Source organism: Variovorax sp. AC194 (assembly GCF_979257995.1).
Map to the genome: position 1 here is coordinate 4,350,580 of NZ_OZ409823.1, position 23,505 is coordinate 4,374,084.

Consider the following 23,505-nt stretch of genomic DNA (forward strand, 5'->3'; position numbering starts at 1 on the left):
CGTCCAGTTCTTCTCGATGGCGATCAGTTGAAGACCCATTCCGCGCCGACGGTCGCACCGACGCCCGCGCGGCTGGTGGCCACGCCGCCGGTGATGCTCCAGGCGTTGTTCTCGGCGGTGCGCCGGAAACTCACGCCCACCGCGCTCTCGCCCTTGAACGAACCCGCGCCGATGCGCATCACCGTCTTGCCGGGCACGTAGCTGCCGGGCATCTGCAGCGCCATGGCCGCGGCCACGCCGGCATAGGCGTTCTTCTCGACGCCGTCGATGCGGTCGTTCACCGCGTTGATGCGGTTGTTCAGGCCCCCGCCCAGCGCGTTCAGCTGGTTGACGTTGACCGCGTCGGTGCCCGCCACGCCCGGCGCCACGTTGTGCACGGTGACCGGGCCGGTGGCGTTGCTGCCGCCCATGCTCACGCTGTTGTAGTTGACCGAGCCATCGGCGTTGCTGTCGTACTTGACCGTGGACTGGTCGATGGCCGCGACCGTGCCCTGCACGCCGCGCAGTTGCGACACGTTGACCGCATCGCTGTCGGCCGTGCCCGCGGCCACGCCGGTGATCTGGCGGAACTGCCCGCTCGCCGCATTGCCCACCGAGACGGCCGCCAGCGTGCTGGTGGTCGCGCCGATGGCGATGCGTTGCGCGTCGGTGGCCGTGGGCGGCACGTAGCCCGCAACGCCCGCGGCCGTCGATGCCACCGCGCCCGCGCCGAGGGCCACGCCGCCGGCCTGCGTCACGCTGCTGCCCGCGCCGAGCGCCACGCCCTGCACGCCGGCCGCCGAGGCGCCCGTGCCCATCGCGATCGAATCGGCCAACTGCGACGTGGCGCCCTGCCCGATCGCGATGCCGCCCGGCGCGCTCTGCTGCACCACGGCGCCGTTGCCGATGCCCACGCCGTTGTTGCCGTTCACAACGGTCTGCGGCCCGACCGCCACCGACTCCGCGCCGACCGCGAGCGAATCGGCCGCGGCAGAGTTGGCGTGGAAGTACTTGATCGGCGTGACCGCGAAGGCCTGCAGCGCGCCGCTCAGCTGCCGCACCGTGACCGCGTCCTGCGCCTGCGTGCCGTCGGCCACATTGGTGATCTGGCGGTAGGTGGTGGCGCTGCCCACCGAGAGCGCGCCCAGCAGCGTGCGGTCGGTCGTGTTGAAGGGAATCAGCGCGCTGCCCGCGGGAATGTTGCCGGTGCTGCCCGCGATCGCGCGGTCGGAGACCGCGCCCGCGCCGATCGCCACGCCGCCATCGACGGTGGCGCTCGCGTCCTTGCCCGACGCGATGGCGTCCGCGCCGGTTGCGCCCAGGTTGTCTTCGTTGCCGCCGCCCTTGGAGTTGACGCTGTAGTAGCGGTTCTTGTTCGCCGTGACCGTGCTGCTCAGGTTCTCGATCGACTGGTTGGTGGCAAAGAGCTGCGAGCCATTGATGGCATCGGTCGAGGTGCCCGAGATGCGCCCGGCCGCCACGTTGGTGATCGTGCGTTCGTTGCCGGCCGTGCCGATGCTGAGCGTGCCCACCGGTGCGACGCCCTGGAAGTTGTAGACCTTGCCGTCGATCGTCGCGCTCGCCGTTCCCACGGCCGTGTCGGTGACCGAGCCCGCGCCCAGCGCCACGCTGTTGGCCGTGCCGGCCGTCGCGCCCAGGCCCATCGCCACGCTCGAGGTGCCCGCGGCCGTCGCGTTCTTGCCCGAGGCGATCGCATCGGTGCCCGTGGCGCCGTCGTTCAGTTCGTTGCCGCCGCCCACCGAGTTGACCTGGTAGTACTTGGTCTTGCTGCCGGCCACCGTGGTGTTCAGCTGGTTGATGTTCACTGCATCGGTGCCTGCGACGCCGGGCGCCACATTGGTGATCTGCGTGCCGCCGGCATTGATGCCGGTGTTGGTCACGCTCGGGCCGCCGACGATCGTGAGGCCGTTGTTGTCGATCTTCGTGTTGCCCGTGGTCACCGAGTTGAAGACCGGGTCCGCCGACACGTCCACGCGGATCTGGTTGCCCGTGCGCGTGACCGTGGTGTTGCTGCCGTTGGCGAAGTCCGCCGTGCCGCCCGGCGCGATGTTCTGCGGCGCGCCGCCGTTGGCGCTCAGGTTCCAGCCCTTGGCGACCGTGCCCGCCACATCGGTGATCGCCGAGTTGGTGGCGAACAGTTGCGAGCCGTTGATGGCATCGGTCGAGGTGCCCGAGATGCGGCCGGCCGCCACGTTGGTGATCGTGCGCTCGTTGCCGGCCGAGCCGACGCTGACCGTGCCCACCGGCACCGCGCCCTGGAAGTTGTGGACCGTGCCGTTGATCGTCGTGCTCGCCGTTCCCACTGCGGTATCGGTCACCGAGCCCGCGCCCAGCGCCACGCTGTTGGCCGTGCCGGCCGTGGCGCCCAGGCCCATCGCCACGCTCGAGGTGCCCGCGGCCGTCGCGTCCTTGCCCGAGGCGATGGCGTCGGTGCCGGTCGCGCCGTCGTTCAGTTCGTTGCCCCCGCCCTTGGAATTGACCTGGTAGTACTTGGTCTTGCTGCCGGCCACCGTGGTGGTCAGCTGGTCGATGTTCACGGCGTCGGTGCCGGCCACGCCGGGCGCCACATTGGTGATCTTCGTGCCGCCGGCATTGATGCCGGTGTTGGTCACGCTCGGGCCGCCGACGATCGTCAAGCCGTTGTTGTCGATCTTCGTGTTGCCCGTGGTCACGGAGGTGAAGACCGGATTGGCGGACACGTCGACCCGGATCTGGTTGCCGGTGCGCGTGACCGTGGTGTTGCTGCCGTCGGCAAAGTCTGCCGTGCCGCCCGGCGCGATGTTCTGCGGTGCGCCGCCGTTGGCGCTCAGGTTCCAGCCCTTGTTCGCGGTCGCGGCCACGTCGTCGATGGCCGAGTTGGTGGCGGCGAGCTGCGAGCCGTTGATGGCATCGGTCGAGGTGCCCGAGATGCGGCCGGCCGCCACGTTGGTGACGGTGCGCTCGCCACCGCCCGCGCCCACGCTCACAGTGCTCGTCGGCGCGATGCCCTGGAAGTTGTAGAGCTTGCCGTTGATCGTCGCGCTCGGCGTGCCGACCGCCGTGGCCGTGACCGAGCCCGAGCCCAGCGCCACGTCGTTCTTGTTGGTGGCCACCGCCGTGTCGCCGAACGCGACCGCGCCCGCGGCCAGCGCCTTGCTGGTGCTGCCGATCGCAACGCTGCCCTGGCCGACCACGGTGTTCTGGTAGCCGATGCCCACCGCGCCCTGCGCCGGCGTGCCGGGCACGCTCACGTCCTGCCCGCCGCCGCCCACCTTGTTGGTGTTGCCCATGGCCACCGAGCCGTCGCCGGTGGCGGTGTTGTCCAGGCCGTTGGCGATGGCGCCGTTGCCGGTGGCGGTGTTCGGATCGCCGATGGCCACCGCGCCGTTGCCGTTCGCGACGTTGCCCGAACCGATGGCCACCGCCTTGCCGCCGGTGGCCGTGGAGCCGTTGCCGATGGCGACGGCATCGGCGGAATCGGCGATGGTGTTATTGCCCATCGCGATCGCATTGAGCGCCGAGGCCTTGGCGCTCGCGCCGATGGCCACGGCCTGGTCGGCGGAGGCGCTCGCGAGCGCGCCGACGGCGGTGGCGTTCTGGCCGGCCGCGGCGGTGCCGAACCCGAGCGCGGTGGCACGGGTGAGCGTTGCCGCGGCGTTGTTGCCGACCGCGACGGCGCCGTCTGTCGCGGCATTGGCGCCCGAGCCCGCCGCCACGGCGCCGACGCCGGACGACAGGGCCTGGTTGCCCAGGGCCAGCGCGAAATCCGCCGACGCGTTGGCCAGGTTGCCGAACGCGGCCGAGCTGATGCCCAAGGCATTGGACCGCGTACCGACGGCCACCGCATCGGCATTGCCGGCGTTGGAGCCCCAGCCGCCGGCGAAGGCGCGCGCGGCGCTGGCCGTCGAGCTCACGCCGACCGCGGTGGAGTTGCCTCCGGTGGCCTTGGACAAGGTGCCCAGCGCACTGGCGCCGGCCGAGGTCGCCGTGGCGGTTGCGCCGAGCGCGACCGCGTTGGTGCTGCTTGCCACCGTGCCGGTCCCCAGGGCCATCGCAGAGGTGTCCGAGGCCGCCGAATTCGGGCCGATGGCCACCGATGTGGCGCCGGTCGCCTTGCTCTGGAAGCCCACGGCGGTCGCGTTGTTCTCGGACGCCGTCACGTCCGTGCCGATGGCAATGGCGCCTACACCCGTGGCACCGGTTCCCGCGGCGGTGCGCGAGCCGATGTAGATGGCGTTCAGCTGGCTGGCGATCGACTGGAAGCCGACGGCGATGGCATTCTGGTCGCCCGCGGCCGCGGAATTGCCCTGCGCCACCGAATCCACCCCGTCCGCGGTGGCCCGGTACCCCAGCGCGAGGCTGCGCAGCCCGTTCGCCTTCGCGGCGTAGCCGACGGAAGCCGCGTACTTGGTGGTCGAGGCCGCCAGCGAGCCCACTGCAATGGTGTCCCCGGCGCTCGCGGTGACGTCCGTGCCGATTCCGATGGCTCCGTCAGCCAAAGCACCGGTGCCGACGACGGTGCGGGCACCCAGATAGATGGAGTTGACGCCGGCGGCGTAGGCCTGGTAGCCCAGCGAGACGGAATTCACCTGGGCGCTATGGGCTTTGAAGCCGACGGAAAGCGCCCCATTGGTATCACTGGCGGCGCCGGAGCCCAGCGCGGTGGCGCCGACACCGTTCGCGGTGGCGTTGAGCCCCATGCACGAGACGGAGCCGCTGTACAGGTTGAAGGGTGATGCGGTGCAGTTGACCGCCTGCGCCTGCGCGAGCGAAGACCACCCCAGGCCGCTCATCGCCACCAGCGCCGCCGCAATGCCCGCCAGCAGCCCGCCCGCCGGTCGCGGACGCGCCGCGCGCATGCCCGCGGCCGCGGAAAGCGCCACGCGGCTGCCGCCGGGTTTTCCGCGAGCGCGGGAAACCTCCGAGGCCGCCACCCAGGCACCGAGGGATTCATTCCAGAGAGAGCGATAAGTTCGATTCATGACCTGTCCATCCGTTTTGAAGAATCGTTGAATGGCGCAATGCCATTTCGCTCCCTGTGCAATTTATTTGAATTGTTTTATCAATTGATCTTAGGAAATGGATGGAATGTTGCAACTGGCAACGTTGCATTTTGGAGTCATTGAGAGGAATTGATTTATATTTTTTATCGATCTATGATTATGAATAGTAATATAAAGTTACTAATGAATAGAGCGCTTACCACGTCTTTTTTCGAGGATCAATGTAGTTATATTTATTAATCATCATTCGGGTAGTGAAGGATGCTAAAACGGGTATGCCTCATTGGCGGCAACCGCTCGTCGCCCGCTTGACGAAAACTTGTCAATCGTCCAAATCAATTCAATAGATATTTGAAATCGGCCGACATGCGCGCAATTCGACGTGGCCGATGAAGCTAATTCTTATTTGGCCGAAAAATCAACGCGCCAGGAATGCCAGCGCCCTGGGCACGAAATCGTCGTGGAATTGAAATACCGCGCCGTGCCCCGAGTCCGGGTAAATGACCAAGCTCGCTGTTCGGCAGGCGCCGGGCCAATTCGCGTGTATTGCTGCTGGGCACCATGCGGTCGCTGTTCCCCATTGGCCACCAGCACCGATCCCGCCCATCGAGAAGCCGAAGAGATCGACCGGCGGGCCCGCGTTCCGCGCCCCGAGTTCGCGTCAGACGAGCCGCACGCCGCCCGCGGTGACCGTGCGCGTCGGAGCGCTCTTCCAGGTCGCGGGCGGCTCGCGCTTCATGACGCGAGGCTCCGTTTGATTTGCTGGGTGATCTCGTCGGCCAGCACTTCGCTCAGGCCCGCTTCAAGCCCGTCGAGCGCGCGGCCGACGATGTCTTCAGCGCTGGACTTGGGCACCTCGAAACCGCGCGTGAGGTCGGTATCGACGTAGCCCATGTGCAGCCCGAGCACCTGCGTCTTCTGCGGCGCGAGTTCGCTGCGCAGCGCGTTGGTGAGCGACCAGGCTGCGGACTTGCTCGCCGAGTACGCGGCCAGATCGCCGCCGTTCATCCACGAGGCGACCGACAGCACATTGAGCAACGCGCCGCCGCCGTTGGCCGCGAGCACCGGCGCGAAGGCCTTGCTCACGCGAAGCACGCCGAAGAAGTTGGTCTCGAAGATGCGCCGCGCAACCTCTTCGCTGTCCGGCGCCAGGAAGCCGCCGGCTTGCGCGATGCCCGCGTTGTTGATCACGAGCGTCACGTCCGAGGCCAGCGCCGCCGCGGCGGCCACCTCCTCGGGCTTGGTGACGTCCAGCCGCAGCGGTTGAACACCGGCTTGCGTGATGGTGGCCGGGTCGCGCGCGGCCGCGTAGACCTTGCGGGCACCGCGTGCGAGCAGTTCGCGCGTGAATACCAGGCCGATGCCGCGATTGGCGCCCGTGACGAGGACGACGGCGTTTTCGATGTTCATGGGAATGCTCCAGGTTTGCAGGATTGTGGGTTGAAAAAAACAGCTTCACTTGACCTTGACGACGACCTTGCCCTTGGCACGGCCGCCTTCGACATAGGCCAGCGCCTCGTTGGTCGAATCGAATGGAAAGACGCGATCGATCACGGGGCGGATGGCGCCGGACTCGATGAGCCGGGTGATCTCGCGCAGTTGGTCGCCGCTCGCCCTCATGAAGAGAAACGAATAGCCGATGCCGCGTGCGCGCGCCCTTCGCCGGATGCCCGCGCTCAGCAACCGCATGACCAGCCCGACGAACGCGGGCGCCGCGATGCGCTTGGCGAATTCGGGGTCGGGCGGGCCGGAGATGGAGATGAGTTTTCCGCCGCGCTTGAGCACGCGCAGGGACTTCGCGAGCGTCTTGCCGTCCTGGCTGTTCAGCACCACGTCGCAGTCGCTCAGCAGGTCTTCGAAGTCCTGCGTGCGGTAGTCCACGACCACGTCCGCGCCCAGGCTCTTGGCGAACGCGACGTTGCCGGTGCCGGTGGTCGTGGCGACGGTGGCGCCCAGATGCCGCGCCAGCTGGATGCCAAAGCTGCCCACGCCGCCGGAGCCGGCCTGGATGAAGACCTGCTGCCCCTTCTTCAGCCCGGCCTTCTCGACCAGCGCCTGCCACGCGGTCAGGCCGACCAGGGGGATGGAGGCGGCCTCCTCCATCGTGAGGTTCCTGGGCTTGAGCGCGAGCGAGGCTTCCTTCACGGGCACGAACTGCGCGAAGGTGCCGATGCGGAAATCGTCGACCCGCGCATAGACCTCGTCGCCCGGCTTGAACTGCTGCACCTGAGGGCCCGTCTTGACGACGACGCCCGCGACGTCGTGCCCCAGCACGAGCGGCAGGCGGTACGGCAGGATGAGCTTGAACTCGCCGTCGCGGATCTTGGCGTCCAGCAGGTTCACGCCCGCGGCGTGGACCTCGACCAGCACCTCGTCGTCGCGCAGGGTGGGCACCGGCACGTCGGCCGACCGCAGCGCGCCCTGCTTGCCGTATCGATCGAGAACGAATGCCTTCATGGTATTTCCTTGTTGCGAAGCGGTTCAAAAAACTCAAAAATCCGAATTGGCATGATGACCGTCATATTCAGAGGCAAACGAAAAGCCGACGTCCTTCCGATGGAATCAGGCGTCGGCGGGGAGCAGTTGATTCAGCGCGGTTTCCCGCAGGCGGTCCGCAAGGCCGGGCTCGTCGACCGCGCGCGCCAGCATCAAGGCGCCGACCATGGTGGAGATGGCCACGAGCGCCTGTTCGTGCGCGCCGGGCTGGCCCCAGTCGGGCGACTGGCGGGCGACAAGATCCACCATCGCCTTGACGTGCCGCGTGGTCGTGCGGCGCACTTCGGGCGTCTGGCGCGGCGTTTCCGAGCCCAGCGCGGCCAATGGGCAGCCGATGTCCGCATGCGCCTGGTGCTCCTTCGAGAGATAGGCGCGCAGCATGCGCTCCAGGGCCTTGCCGTCGGGTGCGCTGGCCACGGCATCGGCCGCGGCGGCTGCGGACTCCGCGCAAGCGCGGCCGGCGGCTTCGGCCAGCATGGCTTCGCGCGAGGGAAAGTGCGCATAGAAGGCGCCGTGCGTGAGGCCCGCCTCTTTCATGATGTCGGCCACGCCGGTGCCGTCGTAGCCGCTGCGGCGGATGGCGCGCGCGGCCACCGCCACGATGCGTTCGTGCGACGCCTCCTTGGCGGCGGTCCTGGCATTGATTTTTGCGTTTGGCATGACACGCATCATATTAGATTTGCGTGAGATGCGCAACCCCCGCCGGCGCCCCTGCCCCGTCAACCCAGGGCGTCGTTCACCTGCTCGTTGAATTCCGTCTGGTTGAGCGCCGCGCCGACTTCGCGCGGCAGCGCATCGCGCACCGAGAACACGCCCAGGATCTTCGCGCCCGACACCAGCGGCAAATGGCGAAAGCCGCGCTCCAGCATCAGCACCACGGCGTCGGACACCAATGTCTCCGGCGGCACGCAGATCGGGTTGGGCGTCATCACCTCGCGCACCGGCGTACGGTCGGGGTCCAGGCCCTTGGCGAGCACGCGGGTCATGAGGTCGCGCTCGGTGAGGATGCCCAGCAGCGTGTCGGGCAACTCCATCACGAGCACGCTGCCGCAGTTGGCGCGCGTCATCACGCAGGCGGCATCGCGCACGCTCGCCTGCGGGCCCAGGCTGATGACGTGCTTGCGCGTGACGGATTGGAAAACAGTGCGCTCGGCCATGGTGCACCCTCCAGAAAGTCAGGTCGATCGGGCCGCCCGCGCGGTGTCAGCGCAAGGAGGCGTTGAGCTTTTCGAGGGCGCCCGCGCCGGGGCACAGCGCCTCGGCCTCCAGCGTGTTGAGCGGGCGGTCGCAGGTGTTGAGCGCCGTGTGCAGGTCGGTGGCGAGCGGGTCGACGTACAGCAGCCCCGTCACCACCTCGCCCATTTCGTGGTGGCGCTGCATGTAGGCCATCGCGGCGTAGCGGTCGCCGGGGTTGTAGTCGGGGTGGAGGCTCCGCAGCCGCAGCAGCGTGCCGTCGTGCTGGCGCACGTCCATCACCTCGCCTGGGCCGATGTCGGCGGTGATTTCTTCCCGCCCGCTGATGAAGTCGATGCGGCTCACCGCCTCGTTGTGCTCGCGCACATAGTCGTAGCTCTTGGTGCTGCCCGGGTGGTTGTTGAAGGCGACGCAGGGGCTGATGACGTCGATGAAGGCCGAGCCGCCGTGGCTGATCGCGCCCTTGATGAGCGGCACCAGCTGCGCCTTGTTGCCCGAGAAGCCGCGCCCCACGTAGCTCGCGCCCAGCTGCAGCGCGAGCGCCACCAAGTCCACCGGGCTGTCGGTGTTGACCACGCCCTTCTTGCTCTTGGAGCCCTGGTCGGCCGTGGCCGAGAACTGGCCCTTGGTGAGGCCGTAGACACCGTTGTTCTCCACGATGTAGGCCATGCGCACGCCGCGCCGCATCGCATGCGCGAATTGGCCGAGGCCGATGGAGGCCGAATCGCCGTCGCCCGAGACGCCCAGGTACAGCAGGTCGCGGTTGGCCAGATTGGCGCCGGTCAGCACGCTGGGCATGCGGCCGTGCACGGTGTTGAATCCGTGCGAGGCGCCGAGGAAATAGTCCGGCGTCTTGGAGCTGCAGCCGATGCCCGAGAGCTTGGCCACGCGGTGCGGCTCGATGTCCAGCTCCCAGCAGGCCTCGATGATGGCGGCGGAAATCGAGTCGTGGCCGCAGCCCGCGCAGAGCGTTGAGATCTTGCCCTCGTAGTCGCGCCGCTTGTAGCCGACCTTGTTGGTGGCGAGCGTGGGGTGGTGCAGCCGGGGCTTGGCCAGATAGGTCATGCGGACTCCTTCGGGGTGGCTACAAGCGCCGCCGTCTTTCGCACATGCGCGGCGATCGCCTGGCCGATGAAGCGCGCCGTGATCGGCGTGCCGTCGAAGTGCAGCACGCGCACAAGCCGCGCCGGATCGAACTCCAGCTCGTTCACGAGCAGGCTGCGCATCTGCGCATCGCGGTTCTGCTCGACCACGAACACCTGCCGGTGGTCGGCGAGGAACTGCGCGACGCTCTCCGGAAACGGAAACGCGCGCAGCCGCATCGCATCGAGGTGGATGCCCTCTTCTTCCAGCGCGTCGAGCGCCTCGTGCATCGAGGGACTGGTCGAGCCGAAATAGATCACGCCCAAATCGGTCTTCTCAGCCGCGGGCCGCAGCACCGGCTGGGGCACCATCGTGGCCGCGGTCGCGAACTTCTTGAGCAACCGCTCGACGTTGTAGATGTAGTCCGGCCCGCGCTCCGAATACCGCGCATAGGCATCGCGCGTGGTGCCGCGCGTGAAGTAGCTGCCCTTGCTCGGGTGCGTGCCCGGCAGCGTGCGCCAGGGAATGCCGTCGCCGTCCACGTCCTTGTAGCGGCCGAAGTCGCGGCCCGCCTCGAGCTCCTCGGCGGTCATGACCTTGCCGCGGTCGTAGGCCTTGGCGTCGTCCCACGCGAAAGGCTCGCACAGGCGCTGGTTCATTCCGATGTCCAGGTCGGTCATGAGGAACACCGGCGTCTGCAGGCGATCGGCCAGGTCGAGCGCCGCGGCTGCGTGCTCGAAGCACTCGTGCGGGTCCTCGGGGAACAGCAGCACGTGCTTGGTGTCGCCGTGCGAGGCGTAGGCGCACGAGAGGATGTCGGCCTGCTGCGTGCGCGTGGGCATGCCCGTCGAGGGTCCGCCGCGCTGCACGTTGATGAGCGTGACCGGAATCTCCGCGAAATACGCCAGGCCGATGAACTCGGTCATGAGCGAGATGCCCGGCCCCGAGGTCGGCGTGAAGGCGCGCGCGCCGTTCCATCCGGCGCCCACCACCATGCCGATGGAGGCGAGTTCGTCCTCGGCCTGCACGATGGCGAAGCGGTGCTGGCCGGTGGCCGGGTCCACGCGGAACTTGGTGCAGTACTTCTGGAACGCCTCGGCCACCGATGACGAAGGCGTGATCGGATACCAGGCCGCGACCGTCGCGCCGCCGTACACGCAGCCCAGGGCCGCGGCGCTGTTGCCGTCCACGAAGATGCGGTGGCCCACGCGGTCCGCGCGCCGCACCTTGATGCCCAGCGGTTCGCGCAGGTTCTCGCGCGCGAAATCGCAACCCAGGTGCAGCGCCTGCACGTTGGAGGCCAGCAGCTTTTCCTTGCCCTTGTACTGCTCGCCGAAGAGTTTTTCGACCACCTCGGGCTCGATGCCCAGGAGGATGGCCAGCGCGCCCACGTAGACGATGTTCTTGAAGAGCTGCCGCTGGCGTGGGTCTTGATAGACCGCGTTGCAGATCTCGGTGAGCGGCATGCCGATCACGCGGATGTCGGTGCGGAACTTCGAGGGCGGCAGCGGCCGCGTGCTGTCGTAGAAGAGGTAGCCGCCGGGTTCCAGTTCGGCCAGGTCGGCGTCCCAGGTCTGCGGGTTCATCGCCACCATCATGTCGGTGCCGCCGCGCCGCCCGAGGTGGCCCGCCTCGGTCACGCGCACCTCGTACCAGGTCGGCAGGCCCTGGATGTTGCTCGGGAAGATGTTGCGCGGGCTCACCGGCACGCCCATGCGCAGGATCGCCTTGGCGAAGAGTTCGTTGGCCGAGGCCGAGCCCGAGCCGTTGACATTCGCGAACTTGATGACGAAGTCGTTGATGCCTTCGATCTGCGGGATGACACTCGCCGCGCTCGCCGAGGAAGCCTTCGCGCCTTCGGGCGGTCGCACGGCGCTCATGCCGCCACCTCCTGCCCTTGCCCCGCTGGCGTCATCTTCAGCAGGAACTTCTGCATATCCCACGCCCCCGTCGGGCAGCGCTCGGCGCACAGGCCGCAGTGCAGGCAGACGTCTTCGTCCTTGACCATCACGCGGCCCGTCTTGAGGCCGCCGGACACATACAGGTCTTGCGCGAGGTTCAGCGCCGGCGCCTTCAGGCGGGTGCGCAGCTCGGCCTCCTCGCCGTTGGCTGTGAAGCTGATGCAGTCCATGGGGCAGATGTCCACGCAGGCGTCGCACTCGATGCAGGCCGGTTCGGTGAAGACGGTCTGCACATCGCAGTTCAGGCACCGCTCGGCCTCCTTGAAGGCGGTGGCGGCGTCGAAGCCCAGCTCCACCTCCACGCGGATGCTCGCGAGCGCCGTCTCGGCCTGCGCCCACGGCACCTTGTAGCGCAGGTCGTTGGAGGTGTCGTTGTCGTAGCTCCACTCGTGGATGCCCATCTTCTGCGAGACCAGGTTGGTCATCGGCGCGGGGCGCACGTACACGGGCTCCGCGCGCAGCAGCTTGTCGATCGACACAGCCGCCTCGTGGCCGTGCGCCACGGCCGTGATGATGTTCTTGGGGCCGAAGGCCGCATCGCCGCCGAAGAACACGTTGGGCACCGTCGACTGGAAGGTGTTCTTGTCGAGCGTCGGCAGGCCCCACTTGTCGAAGGCGATGCCGCTGTCGCGCTCGATCCACGGGAAGGCGTTTTCCTGCCCCACCGCGACCAGCACCTCGTCGCATTCGAAGAATGCATCGGGCTCGCCGGTGGGCACCAGCGTGCGGTGGCCCTTGTCGTCGTACTCGGCGCGGACCACCTCGAAGCTCATGCCCTTCAGGTGCCCCTGGTCGTGCACGAAGGCCTTGGGCACATGGAAGTTGATGATCGGAATGCCCTCGTGCTGCGCGTCTTCCTTCTCCCAGGGCGAGGCCTTCATCTCGTCGAAGCCGCTGCGCACGATGACCTTCACGTCGGTGCCGCCCAGGCGCCGCGCCGAGCGGCAGCAGTCCATCGCGGTGTTGCCGCCGCCCAGCACGATCACGCGCCGGCCGATGCTGCTCACATGGCCGAAGGACACGGAGTTGAGCCAGTCGATGCCGATGTGGATGCTGGCCGCCGCTTCTTTCCGGCCCGGCACGTCGAGGTCGCGCCCGCGCGGTGCGCCGCAGCCGATGAAGATCGCATCCCACTCTTGCGCGATCAGCGCCTTCATCGAATCGATGCGCTCGCCGCCGCGGAATTCGACGCCCAGGTCCAGCACGTAGCCGGTCTCCTCGTCGATCACCGATTCAGGCAGCCGGAAGCGCGGGATCTGCGTGCGGATGAAGCCGCCGGCCTTGGCCTCGGCATCGAACACCGTCACCTCGTAGCCCAGCGGCGCGAGGTCGCGCGCCACGGTCAGCGAGGCCGGCCCCGCGCCCACGCAGGCCACGCGCTTGCCGTTCTTCGCGGCGCTCTTGGGCATGCGCGCGCGCACGTCCTCCTTCATGTCGGCGGCCACGCGCTTCAAGCGGCAGATGGCCACCGGCTCGGGCATCTTCGCGTTGCTTTCTTCCACGCGCCCGCGCCGGCAGGCCGGCTCGCAGGGCCGGTCGCAGGTGCGCCCCAGGATGCCCGGGAAGACGTTGGAGGCCCAGTTGATCATGTACGCGTCGCCGTAGCGGCGCTGCGCGATCATGCGGATGTACTCGGGGACGGGCGTGTGCGCCGGACAGGCGTACTGGCAATCGACGACCTTGTGGAAATAGGCCGGGTTGGCAATGTCGGTTCGCTGCAATGCGTGTCTCCTGACAGTCGCCCTGGCCCCGAAGGGGCCGTCATGTGGGTTTGGCGCAGTATGCGCCGCACTGGCGGCTGCACCACCTTGGTGAAATCCCGCAGCCAGCGCGCCCCGGCAGGAACCGTCAGGCCGGTTTTGCGCCCCGGGATGAATGCTTTTTCGCGCCCGCCCGCGCAAAGACCGACGGTGCCGCCAGCAGGAACCCGCGCACCCGGTCGGCCAGCACCGCGTCCAGGTCCGTGGGCATCGGCTGCCCGTAGATCCAGCGTCGCAGGCCGATGTAGAAGATGCCGCCGTGCATGCCCCACATCAGCTCGAGCTCGCGCTCGGTGGGCTTGTCGCGGTTGGAGATGCCCAGCTCGTGGCGCACCTCGCGCCAGATGTGCGGAAAGAGCCGCTCCTTGAGCAGCTGCATGTACTGGTCGGGCACGTAGCCGTCCGAGAGGCCCGAGAACACCAGGATGCGCACCCACTCCTTGGTGAGGATGGCCCGCGCGTAGTCGATGTAGAAGCGCACGAGCCGGTCTTCCAGCGGCTGCGAGCGGTCTTCGATCCACGCCTCCCATTCGTTGCGCCAGCGGCCGAGGTAGACCTCCTCGTACACCCGCTCGATGAGCGCGCGCTTGTTCGGAAAGTAGTGATAGAGCAAAGGGTGCGTGATGCCGATCTGCTGGGCGAGCTCGCGCGTCTGGCCATCCAGGCCGCGCTCGGAGAAGAACGCGATCGCGCCATCGAGGATCTGCCGCTCCCTGTTCTCGGTCGACAGCCGCTGGCGCAGCGGCTTGGCGGCCACCGCGATCTTCGTGTCCCCGGCTCTCTTGCGACGGCCCCCGGCCGTGCGCGGGCCGGTGTCGTCTTCTGGTGGCAGTTCTTTCATGGATGCCTTGTTGGTTTGAGCAGTCGCTAATTTACCTCATGGTAAGTACCGATGATCTTATTGACCAAACGTTAAACACTAGCGCCAACAAAGACGGAGACACGGATGGAACTGCAAGGCGAACAGTGGGTGCAGGCTTCTCGCGAAGCGGTCTGGCGCGCGCTCAACGACCCGCTCGTGCTCGCCAAGTGCGTTCCCGGGTGCGAGGAAATGCGCCGCGTGAGCGAGACCGAAATCGAGGCGCGCCTGCTCGCCAAGATCGGCCCGGTGCGCGCGCACTTCAGCGGCCGCATCCAGATGCACGACGTGGTGGCGCCCGAGCGCTGCCGCATCGCCTTCGAGGGCAGCGGCGGCGCGGCGGGCATGGCCAAGGGCGAATCGAAGGTCACGCTCGCCGAAGACAACGGCGGCACGCGCCTGTCGTACACGGCCGAAGCGGCGGTCGGCGGCAAGCTCGGGCAGATCGGCGGGCGCCTCATCAATGCATCGGCGCGGAAGATGGCCGACGAGTTTTTCCAGGCGCTCAACGCGCAGTTGGCGCCGAGCGCACCGCCCGCCCCTGTCGGTCCAGCGAGCGATACGGTCACGACTACCGCCCCCGCACCCGCACGCGCGGCATCGCCCGCCGTCGCGCCCTCTCCCGCCGGCGGCCCCGTCTGGGCCAACGAGTTCCAGCGCATCCTCTGGCTCGCGATCGGCATCGGCGTCGGCTGGCTCGCCTGCCGCGCCTTCTCCTTCTGAGCGAAGGACCGGCACGATGAAGGCCCCCGCTTTTTCCTACCTGCGCGCAGAAAGCCTCGCGCACACCTCGGCGCTGCTGCGCGAGCACGGCGACGCGGCGCGCCTCCTGGCCGGCGGCCAGACGCTGCTCGCGACGCTGAACATGCGGCTGTCCAAGCCGCAGCTGCTGATCGACATCAGTTCATTGGTCGAGCTGCGCGGCATCGGCCTGCGCGGCGAGTACCTGCGCATCGGCGCGCTCGCTCGGCACGTCGACATCGAATGCTCCGACGTGGTGGCGCGGCACCTGCCGCTGCTCACGCAGGCCGCGCCGCACGTGGCGCACGCGGCCATCCGCAACCGCGGCACGATCGGCGGCTCGATCGCCTTCGCCGACCCCGCGGCCGAGTGGCCCGCGTGCGCGCTCGCGGCCGATGCGGAGCTCGTCCTCAGCGACGGCCAGCGCGAGCGCCGCGTGATGGCGGGCGACTTCTTCATCGACCTCTACGAGACCGACCTGCGTCCGCACGAGGTGCTGGTCGCGCTCGAATTCCCGCTGCCCGGCCCGGCGCGCCGCTTCGCGTTTTCCGAACTCGCGCGGCGCCACGGCGACTACGCGATCGTCGGCATCGCCATGGCCGCCGACGTGACGGCCGGCGTGCTGTCGGACCTGCGCATCGCGTTCTTCGGCATGGGCAACACGCCGATGCGCGCGCTCGGCGCCGAGACCTGCCTGACCGGCACCGCGGCCGATGCCGCCGCCATGTACACGGCCATCGAGAGCCTGGACGAAGACATGCACCCCGACGCCGACCTGCACAGCAGCGCCGCCGCCAAGCGCCACATGGCGGGCGTGCTGCTGCAGCGCGCGGTGCGCGCCATCCTGAACCCCGAAGCGGCGCCATGAACGAAGCGAAGATCCTCACCCGCATCCGTGTGAACGGCGAGCTGCACGCGCACTGGGTCGAGCCGCGCCAGCACCTGGTGGACTACCTGCGCGACGAGATCGGGCTCAAGGGCACCCGCGTGGGCTGCGAGCACGGCGTGTGCGGCGCCTGCACCGTGATGCTCGACGGCGAGATCGCGCGCGGCTGCTTGATCCTCGCCGTGCAGGCCGACGGCCACGAGGTGCAGACCATCGAGGGCGTCTCCGACGCGGGCGCCATCGCCGACTTGCAGCAGGCCTTCGTCGCGCGCAACGCCGCGCAGTGCGGCGCGTGCACGCCGGGCATGCTGCTCACGGCCCACGCCCTGCTGCGCCACGAACCGAACGCGGGCCGCGCCGAGATCCGCGAACAGATCTCGGGCAACTACTGCCGATGTACCGGCTACCACGCGATCGTCGATGCCATCGTGCTCGCGCGCGACCAGCGGCTTCAGGACGGAGGCGCACATGAATGACGTGACCGCCCCCGCACCGGTGATCGACACCGAGGCCGAGCGCTTCATCGGCAAGCCGGTCACGCGCACCAACATCCATCGCCTGGCGCAGGGCCGCGGCCAGTACGTCGACGACCTGGTGCTGCCGCGCATGCTGCACGTGGTGTACCTGCGCAGCCCGCATGCGCACGCGCGCATCGTGCGCATCGATGCCGAGGCGGCGCGCCGCATGCCGGGCATCGCCGCGATCGTCGACGGCCGCGAAATGGCCGCCGTGTGCGCGCCGTGGGAGGCCACGCTCAAGCACCTGACGGGCATGCGCTCGCCGCCGCAGCATGCGCTCGCCATCGACCGCGCGACCTGGCAGGGCGAGGCGGTGCTGGCCATCGTCGGCCAGACCCGCGCGCTGGCCGAGGACGCGCTCGACGCCGTCACGGTCGAATGGGAGCCCCTGCCCGCCGCCGTGCACATGGACACCGCGCTGGACGCGGCCACGCCCGTGATTCATCCTGCGCTCGGCAACAACCTGTGCTTTCACCGCGAGATCGACACCGGCGGCGTCGAGGCGATGTTCGATGCGGCCGACGTGGTGGTGGAAGAGGTCTTTCGCTTCGGCCGCCACACCGGCGTGACGCTGGAGCCGCGCGCGGTGCTGGCCGATTTCGCGCCCACCGACCGGCGCCTGACGGTGCACCACTCGCACCAGGCGCCGCACATGATGGCCGACCTGTACGCGCGCCAGCTGGGCCTGCACGAAGCCGACGTGCGCGTGATCTGCCGCGACGTGGGCGGCTCCTTCGGCATCAAGGTGCATGCCTACGCGGACGACTTCGCGACGGTCGCGCTCTCGGTGATGCTCGGGCGGCCGGTCAAGTTCGTCGCCGACCGCCTCGAATCGTTCGTGACCGACGTGCATGCGCGAGAGCACCGCGTGAAGGCCCGACTCGCGCTCGCCAACGACGGCCGCATGCTGGCCTTCCAGATCGACGACCTCACCGGCATCGGCCCGTACTCGATGTTTCCGCGCACCAGCGCGATCGAGGGCAACCAGGTGCTCAACATCACGGGCGGCCCGTACAAGCACGACCACTACAAGGCCGCGCTCGACGTGGTGTTCCTCAACAAGGTGCAGACCAGCCAGTACCGGGGCGTGGGCCATCCGATCGCCTGCGCGGTCACCGAGGGGCTGGTCGACCTGGCCGCGGCGAAGCTCGACATCGACCCGCTCGAGCTGCGCCGCCGCAACGTGATGGAGGACGACAGCTATCCGCGCAAGGGCGCCTCCGGCATCCTGCTCGAAGGGCTGTCGCACCAGGCTTGTCTCGCAAAGATCGAGACGATGATGGATTACCAGGCGCTGCGCCGCGAGCAGGCAGAGTTGCGCACACAGGGCATCCATCGCGGCATCGGCATCGCGGCGCTCATCGAGCTGACCAACCCGGGCCCCGCGTTCTACGGCGTGGGCGGCGCGCGCATCGCGGCGCAGGACGGCGCCACGCTCCGGCTCGACCCCACCGGCATCGTGCACTGCGCCACCGGCGTGGGCGAACAGGGCCAGGGCACCGAGACCATCTTCGCCCAGATCGCGGCCGACACGCTCGGCGTGCCGATGGCCTCGGTGCGCGTGCTCACCGGCGACACGGCTGCCACGCCCTACGGCGGCGGCACCTGGGCCTCGCGCGGCGCGGGCATCGGCGGCGAGGCCGTGCTGCTGGCGAGCCGCCAGCTGCGGCAGAACATCCTCGAGCTGGCCGCCGCGCACCTGAAGCGCCCGGCCGAAGGCATGCAGATCGCGCGGGGCGAGGTGATGTGCCTCGCGACGGGCGAGGCGCTGGTCTCGTTCGCGGAGCTGGGCCGCATCGCGTACTTCCGCCCCGACCTGCTGCCGCCGGGCTTTCAGCCCGAGCTGGTCGTCACACGCCATTACGCGCAGCGCGACTACCCCTTCGTCTTCACCAACGGCGTGCAGGCGTCGTATGTGGAGGTCGACGTGGAGACCGGCTTCGTCAAGCTGCTGCGCCACTGGGTGGTGGAGGACTGCGGGCGCGTGCTCAACCCGATGCTGGTCGACGAGCAGATCCGCGGCGCCGTGGTGCAGGGCATCGGCGGCGTGCTGTACGAGGAGTGCCTCTACGACGACAACGGCCTCATGCGCAACGGCAGCATGGCCGACTACCTGGTGCCGATGGCCTGCGAGATGCCCGACATCGAGGTGGCCCACATCGAGACGCCCACGCGTACTTCGCAGCTGGGCGCCAAGGGCGCGGGCGAGGCCGGCACCGCGGGCGCGCCGGCGGCGGTGCTGAACGCCATCAACGACGCGCTGCGGCCCTTCGGCGCGCGCGTCTCGGACCAGCCCGTGACGCCCGACAAGTTGCTGCGCGCGCTCGGGCGCATCTGAACGCGCTTGCGTTTTTTGCTTTTGCTTCCACTCGAACGACAGGAGACGACGACCATGGCTTCCACACCTCTGACCCCCTCCGCTTCTTCCCTGCCATTGCGCCGGCGCTCCGTGCTCAAGGCCGCCGGCGGCGCGCTGCTCGCCTCGGGCGGCACCGCATCGATGCCGCTCTGGGCGCAGGCCGAGACGATCCGCGTCGGCCTGCCCATTCCGCTGACCGGCCCGTTCGCCAACGAGGCGCGCGCGGTGCAGCAAGGCGCCGAGCTCGCGATCAAGGAATTCAACGCAGCGGGCGGCGCCGGTGGCCGCAAGGCCGAGCTGCTGGTGCGCGACGACAAGCTCAACCCGCAGGAGGCCGTGACGCGCACCGTCGAGCTGATCGAGAAAGACCGCGCGCACTTCATCGTCGGCTCCGTCTCGGCAGCGGTGCAGCTGTCTGTCAACAACGCGACCAAGCAGCGCAAGATCATCTACAACTCGGTGAGCCAGTCCGACTCGATCAACGAGGCCAAGGACTTCAGCAAGTACACCTTTCATGAGTGCCTGAACCCGCACATGACCGCGGGCGCCGTGGCGCGCTATGCCTTCCCCAAGATGGGCAAGCGCGTGGTGTTTCTCACGGCCGACTACGCCTACGGCCAGGAGATGGCGCGCGGCTTCGTCACCGCCGGCAAGGCCTTCGGCATCGAGGTGCTGGCGGACATCCGCCATCCGCTCGGGCAGACCGATTTCTCCAGCTACTTCCCGCGCATCCTCGCGCTCAAGCCCGACGTGCTGGTGGTGTGCAACTTCGGACGCGACCAGTCGATCGCGTTCCGCCAGGCCGGCGACTTCGGCGTGAAGCAGAAGGCCAAGCTCATTGCGCCGCTGCTCATGCACTCGGGGCGCATGGTGGACGGGCACGACGTGTATGCCGACGTCATCGGCGGCACCGGCTACTACTGGGGCATGGAAGAAACCACGCCCTCCGCGCGCGCCTTCAACGCCGCGTTCCGCGCGGCCAACGGCGGCGTGGCGCCCACCGACTACGCCGGCCTCGGCTATGCGGGCGTGCGCAACGTGCTGGCCGCGGCGAAACAGGCCAACAGCACCGACAGCGACCGCGTGGCCGAGGCGCTGCAGGGCATCAAGGGCGATGTCTACAAGGGCAGCACCTACTACCGCGCCTGCGACCACCAGTCGGTGCAGTCGGTGCTGATCGTCGAGTCGAAGCCGCCCGCGCAGGCCAAGGGCAAGGACGACATCTTCCGCATCGTGGCCACCGAGGCGCCCGACGAATCGCGCATGCGCAGCTGCAGCGAACTCGGCCACGCCTGAGCGGCCATCAACGCGCCCGCCTCTTTTCGGAACCCGCCGTGGAAATCTCCGCCTCCCTTCTCGTCCAGCAACTGTTCGTCGGACTGGCGCTCGGTGCCATCTACGTGCTCGTGGCGGTCGGCCTGTCGCTGATCTTCGGGCTGCTGGGCGTCGTCAACTTTGCGCACGGCGCCTTCTACATGCTGGGCGCCTATGTCGCCGTGTACGTGTACGGGCTCACCGGCAGCTTCTGGTGGTGCCTCCTGCTGGTGCCGCTCGCGGTGGGCCTGCTGGGCCTCCTTGCGGAGCGCTGGCTGATCCGGCCGCTCTACGGGCGCGGCGTCGACTACCCGCTGCTGCTGACCTTCGGTCTGGCCTACGTGCTGGTCGACAGCGTGCGCATGGTCTGGGGCGTGCAGGGCGAGGCCTTCGCCACGCCCGAGGCGCTGCGCGGCGCGGTCGACGTGGGCTTCGGCGTGTTCCCGCTGTACCGGCTGTTCCTCATCGGCCTGTGCGCGGTGCTGCTTCTGGCGCTGTGGCTCTTCATCGAGAAGACGCGCCTGGGCCTGGTCATCCGTGCCGGCGCGCGCGATCCGCTGGTGCTCAAGGTGCTGGGCATCGACGTGGGCCGCGTGTGGCTCCTGATCTTCGGGCTGGGCACCGCGCTCGCGGGGCTGGCCGGGCTGCTCGCGGCACCGCTGCGCGGCGTGAACCCCGAGATGGGCGGCTCGGTGCTCATCGAAGCCTTCGTCATCACGGTGATCGGCGGCATGGGCTCGCTGGTCGGCGCGATCGTCGCGGGCCTGCTGGTGGGCGTGGTGGTCGCGATGACCACGCTCTTTCAGCCCGACTTCGCCGAGCTCGCGATCTTCGCGCTGATGGCGGCGGTGCTCATCCTGCGGCCGAACGGGCTGTTCGGAAAATCATGATGAAAACACGCTCCACGCTTTCCACAATCTCGCCCGCCGCGACGCGCCACCGCGTGCTGCTGAGCATCGCGGTGCTCGCGCTCTTCCCGCTGGTCATGCCCTTCCATGCGCTGGCCATCAACATCCTCCTGTTCGGCCTGTTCGCCGCGGGCTACAACCTCACCTTCGGCTACACCGGCAAGCTCTCGTTCGGGCACGCGGCCTTCTACGGCACCGGCGCCTATGGCTGCGGCATCCTGATCGCGAACCACGGCGTGCCCTGGCCGCTCGCGGTGGCCGCGGGCGTCGTGCTCGGTGGTCTCGTGGCGCTCTTGATCGGCATGCTGGCCATCCGCACGCGCGGCATCTACTTCGCGATGGTGACGCTGGCGCTCGCGCAGTGCGTGTACTTCGCGGCCTTCCATTCCACGTCGTTGACGGGCGGCGACAACGGCCTGCGCGGCGTGAACGTGCCCGCGCTGCAGCTGGGCGGCTGGCAGCTCGATCTGCTGCAGCCGCTGAACCGCTATTACTTCATGCTGGTGTTCGTGGCCGTCGCCATCTGGGTGCTCTCGCGCATCCTCAACTCGCCGTTCGGCGCGGTGCTGGAAGCGATCCGCGAGAACGAGCAGCGCGCCCGCGCCTCGGGCTTCGACGTGGAGCGCACCAAGCTGCTGTCGTTCGTGATCTCGGGCCTGTTCTGCGGGCTGGCCGGCGCGCTCACCGCGATCAACCTGGCCACCGTGGGCATCGACATGCTCTCGTACCACACCTCGGGGCAGGTGATGATGGTCGCGCTGCTCGGCGGCATGGGTACCTTCTTCGGGCCCTTCATCGGCGCGGGCACCTTCCTGGCGATGGAGCATGCGCTGACAGCCGTCACCGAGCGCTGGCAGCTCATCGTGGGGGTGATGTTCATCGGGCTGGTGCTGTTCTTTCCGAAGGGCATCTGGGGTTCGCTGCTCGCGAGGATGGAACGATGAAGACCACCGATCAGGACGCCATCCTGGAGACGCGCGGCGTCACCAAGCGCTTCGGCCAGTTCACCGCGAACGAGGGCATCAGCGTGGTGTTTCCGCGCGGCAAGCTCACGGCCATCATCGGTCCGAACGGCGCGGGCAAGTCCACCTTCTTCAACATGGTCTCGGGCGCCTTCGCGCCGACCGAGGGCGCGATCTGGTTCGACGGGCGCGAGATCACCGGCCTCGCGCAGCACCGCTTCGCGCACCTGGGCATCGCCAAGTCGTTCCAGGTGACGAACCTCTTTCCGGACCTCAGCGTGCTGGAGAACGTGCGCGTGGCGGTGCAGGCGCTCGAATCGGGCTTCGACTTCTGGCGCCCGCGCGCCGCGCGCCGCGACTGGACCGACAAGGCCGAGCGACTGCTGCAACGCGTGGGGCTGCAGGACAAGCGCGCCTTCCGCGCGGCGCGCCTGTCGCACGGCGAGCAGCGCGCGCTGGAGATGGCGGTGGCGCTCGCCGCCGACCCCAAGCTGCTGCTGCTGGACGAGCCCACCGCCGGCATGAGCCCCGAGGAGACGCGCACGATCATGGACCTGATCCTCGCGCTTGCCCAGGAGCGCACGGTGGCGCTGGTCGAGCACAAGATGAAGCTCATCATGGGCGTGAGCGACCGCATCGTCGTGCTGCACCAGGGGCGGCTGCTGGCCCAGGGCAGCCCCGACGACATCCGCGCCAACGAAGAGGTGCGGCGCGTCTACCTCGGCAAGGGAGCCCACTGATGCACGAAAAGAACGACAGGCAACCCCTGCTCGCGGTGAAGAACCTGGAGGCCTGGTACGGGCGCAGCCACATCCTGCAGGGCGTGGATCTGGAGGTGCTGCCGGGCGAGATCGTGTGCCTGGTGGGCCGCAACGGCGCGGGCAAGACCACGATCATGCGCAGCATCATGGGCCTCATGGACAAGGCGCGCGGCAGCGTGGTGTTCGACGGGCTCTCGCTCCTGGGCCTGCCGCCGCACCGGCGCTTTCGCCAGGGCCTGGCCTATGTGTTCGAGGAGCGCCGCATCGTGCCGGGGCTGACCGTGCTGGAGAACATCCGCCTGGGCATCCTCGCCTCGGACCAGCGCCACCGCGAACGCGAGCTGATCGACGAGATCGCCGAGACCTTTCCGCGCCTGAAGGAGCGGCTCTCGCAGGTCGCCATCACCATGTCGGGCGGCGAGCAGCAGATGCTGGCGATTGCGCGGGCTATGGTGGCGCACCCCAAGCTCATCATGCTCGACGAGCCCAGCGAAGGGATCATGCCGGTGCTGGTGGACGAGATGTTCGAGCTGTTCGCGGCCTTGAAGCGAGGGGGCAAGACGCTGCTGCTGGTCGAGCAGAACGTGGAGCTCGCGCTGTCGATCGCGGACCGCGCCTACATCATCGACCAGGGGCGCGTGGCGCATCACGCGCGGGCCGATGTGCTGCTGGCAGACCGGGAGATCCAGGAGCGGTACTGCTCCGTGTAGCTACCCGGAGA

Annotated in this window: 18 protein-coding genes; 9 read left to right on the plus strand and 9 right to left on the minus strand. The window is 68.5% G+C overall.

What is annotated here, in order from left to right; all coding sequences use genetic code 11:
* Positions 1-23 precede the first annotated feature (23 nt).
* The 9 genes from ACZYRS_RS20765 to ACZYRS_RS20805 form a co-directional block, all read right to left on the minus strand.
* Positions 24-4,961: an ESPR-type extended signal peptide-containing protein gene (locus ACZYRS_RS20765; RefSeq protein WP_463420761.1), complete on the minus strand. Its 4,938-nt coding sequence runs from the start codon at positions 4,959-4,961 to the stop codon at positions 24-26.
* Positions 4,962-5,717: 756 nt separating this feature from the next.
* Positions 5,718-6,392, minus strand: a complete 675-nt coding sequence (locus ACZYRS_RS20770; protein ID WP_463420762.1) for an SDR family oxidoreductase — start codon at positions 6,390-6,392, stop codon at positions 5,718-5,720.
* A 45-nt stretch (positions 6,393-6,437) separates the two neighbouring features.
* A complete protein-coding gene (locus ACZYRS_RS20775) occupies positions 6,438-7,439 on the minus strand; it encodes an NADP-dependent oxidoreductase (protein WP_463420763.1) in 1,002 nt (333 codons plus the stop codon).
* A gap of 105 nt (positions 7,440-7,544) precedes the next feature.
* Complete coding sequence (locus ACZYRS_RS20780; protein ID WP_463420764.1) at positions 7,545-8,150, minus strand: TetR/AcrR family transcriptional regulator; 606 nt, start codon at positions 8,148-8,150, stop codon at positions 7,545-7,547.
* Between the two features lie 47 nt (positions 8,151-8,197).
* On the minus strand, positions 8,198-8,635 hold the full coding sequence (locus ACZYRS_RS20785; RefSeq protein WP_198784392.1) for a CBS domain-containing protein: 438 nt from the start codon (positions 8,633-8,635) through the stop codon (positions 8,198-8,200).
* A 46-nt stretch (positions 8,636-8,681) separates the two neighbouring features.
* Positions 8,682-9,737 (minus strand): 2-oxoacid:ferredoxin oxidoreductase subunit beta, encoded by a 1,056-nt coding sequence (locus ACZYRS_RS20790; RefSeq protein WP_198784393.1) that lies wholly within the window; start codon positions 9,735-9,737, stop codon positions 8,682-8,684.
* Positions 9,734-11,635: a 2-oxoacid:acceptor oxidoreductase subunit alpha gene (locus ACZYRS_RS20795; protein WP_463420765.1), complete on the minus strand. Its 1,902-nt coding sequence runs from the start codon at positions 11,633-11,635 to the stop codon at positions 9,734-9,736. The genes ACZYRS_RS20790 and ACZYRS_RS20795 overlap by 4 nt, the downstream gene beginning before the upstream one ends.
* The gene (locus ACZYRS_RS20800; protein WP_463420766.1) at positions 11,632-13,437 is read right to left on the minus strand and encodes an FAD-dependent oxidoreductase; all 1,806 of its coding nucleotides are present in this window, start codon (positions 13,435-13,437) and stop codon (positions 11,632-11,634) included. Before ACZYRS_RS20800 ends, ACZYRS_RS20795 begins: the two co-directional genes overlap by 4 nt.
* Positions 13,438-13,564: 127 nt before the next feature.
* Complete coding sequence (locus ACZYRS_RS20805; protein ID WP_463420767.1) at positions 13,565-14,317, minus strand: TetR/AcrR family transcriptional regulator; 753 nt, start codon at positions 14,315-14,317, stop codon at positions 13,565-13,567.
* A gap of 105 nt (positions 14,318-14,422) precedes the next feature.
* Between ACZYRS_RS20805 and ACZYRS_RS20810 the strand changes: the two genes are divergently transcribed.
* Genes ACZYRS_RS20810 through ACZYRS_RS20850 form a run of 9 tightly spaced genes read left to right on the plus strand, consistent with a single transcriptional unit; the run spans position 14,423 to position 23,494 of the window.
* Complete coding sequence (locus tag ACZYRS_RS20810) at positions 14,423-15,058, plus strand: CoxG family protein (RefSeq protein ID WP_463420768.1); 636 nt, start codon at positions 14,423-14,425, stop codon at positions 15,056-15,058.
* Positions 15,059-15,074: 16 nt separating this feature from the next.
* Positions 15,075-15,944 (plus strand): FAD binding domain-containing protein, encoded by an 870-nt coding sequence (locus tag ACZYRS_RS20815; RefSeq protein WP_463420769.1) that lies wholly within the window; start codon positions 15,075-15,077, stop codon positions 15,942-15,944.
* Complete coding sequence (locus ACZYRS_RS20820) at positions 15,941-16,438, plus strand: (2Fe-2S)-binding protein (protein ID WP_463420770.1); 498 nt, start codon at positions 15,941-15,943, stop codon at positions 16,436-16,438. The genes ACZYRS_RS20815 and ACZYRS_RS20820 overlap by 4 nt, the downstream gene beginning before the upstream one ends.
* Positions 16,431-18,818 carry a xanthine dehydrogenase family protein molybdopterin-binding subunit gene (locus ACZYRS_RS20825; RefSeq protein WP_463420771.1) on the plus strand — a complete coding sequence of 796 codons (2,388 nt, stop codon included), beginning with the start codon at positions 16,431-16,433 and terminating at the stop codon, positions 18,816-18,818. Before ACZYRS_RS20820 ends, ACZYRS_RS20825 begins: the two co-directional genes overlap by 8 nt.
* 54 nt (positions 18,819-18,872) lie before the next feature.
* Positions 18,873-20,135 (plus strand): ABC transporter substrate-binding protein, encoded by a 1,263-nt coding sequence (locus ACZYRS_RS20830; RefSeq protein WP_463420772.1) that lies wholly within the window; start codon positions 18,873-18,875, stop codon positions 20,133-20,135.
* Between the two features lie 38 nt (positions 20,136-20,173).
* On the plus strand, positions 20,174-21,043 hold the full coding sequence (locus tag ACZYRS_RS20835) for a branched-chain amino acid ABC transporter permease (protein WP_463420773.1): 870 nt from the start codon (positions 20,174-20,176) through the stop codon (positions 21,041-21,043).
* Entirely contained in the window at positions 21,043-22,005 is a 963-nt protein-coding gene (locus ACZYRS_RS20840) for a branched-chain amino acid ABC transporter permease (protein WP_463420774.1), read from the plus strand. Before ACZYRS_RS20835 ends, ACZYRS_RS20840 begins: the two co-directional genes overlap by 1 nt.
* Entirely contained in the window at positions 22,002-22,763 is a 762-nt protein-coding gene (locus ACZYRS_RS20845) for an ABC transporter ATP-binding protein (RefSeq protein WP_463420775.1), read from the plus strand. Before ACZYRS_RS20840 ends, ACZYRS_RS20845 begins: the two co-directional genes overlap by 4 nt.
* Entirely contained in the window at positions 22,763-23,494 is a 732-nt protein-coding gene (locus tag ACZYRS_RS20850; RefSeq protein ID WP_463420776.1) for an ABC transporter ATP-binding protein, read from the plus strand. Before ACZYRS_RS20845 ends, ACZYRS_RS20850 begins: the two co-directional genes overlap by 1 nt.
* Positions 23,495-23,505: the final 11 nt, after the last annotated feature.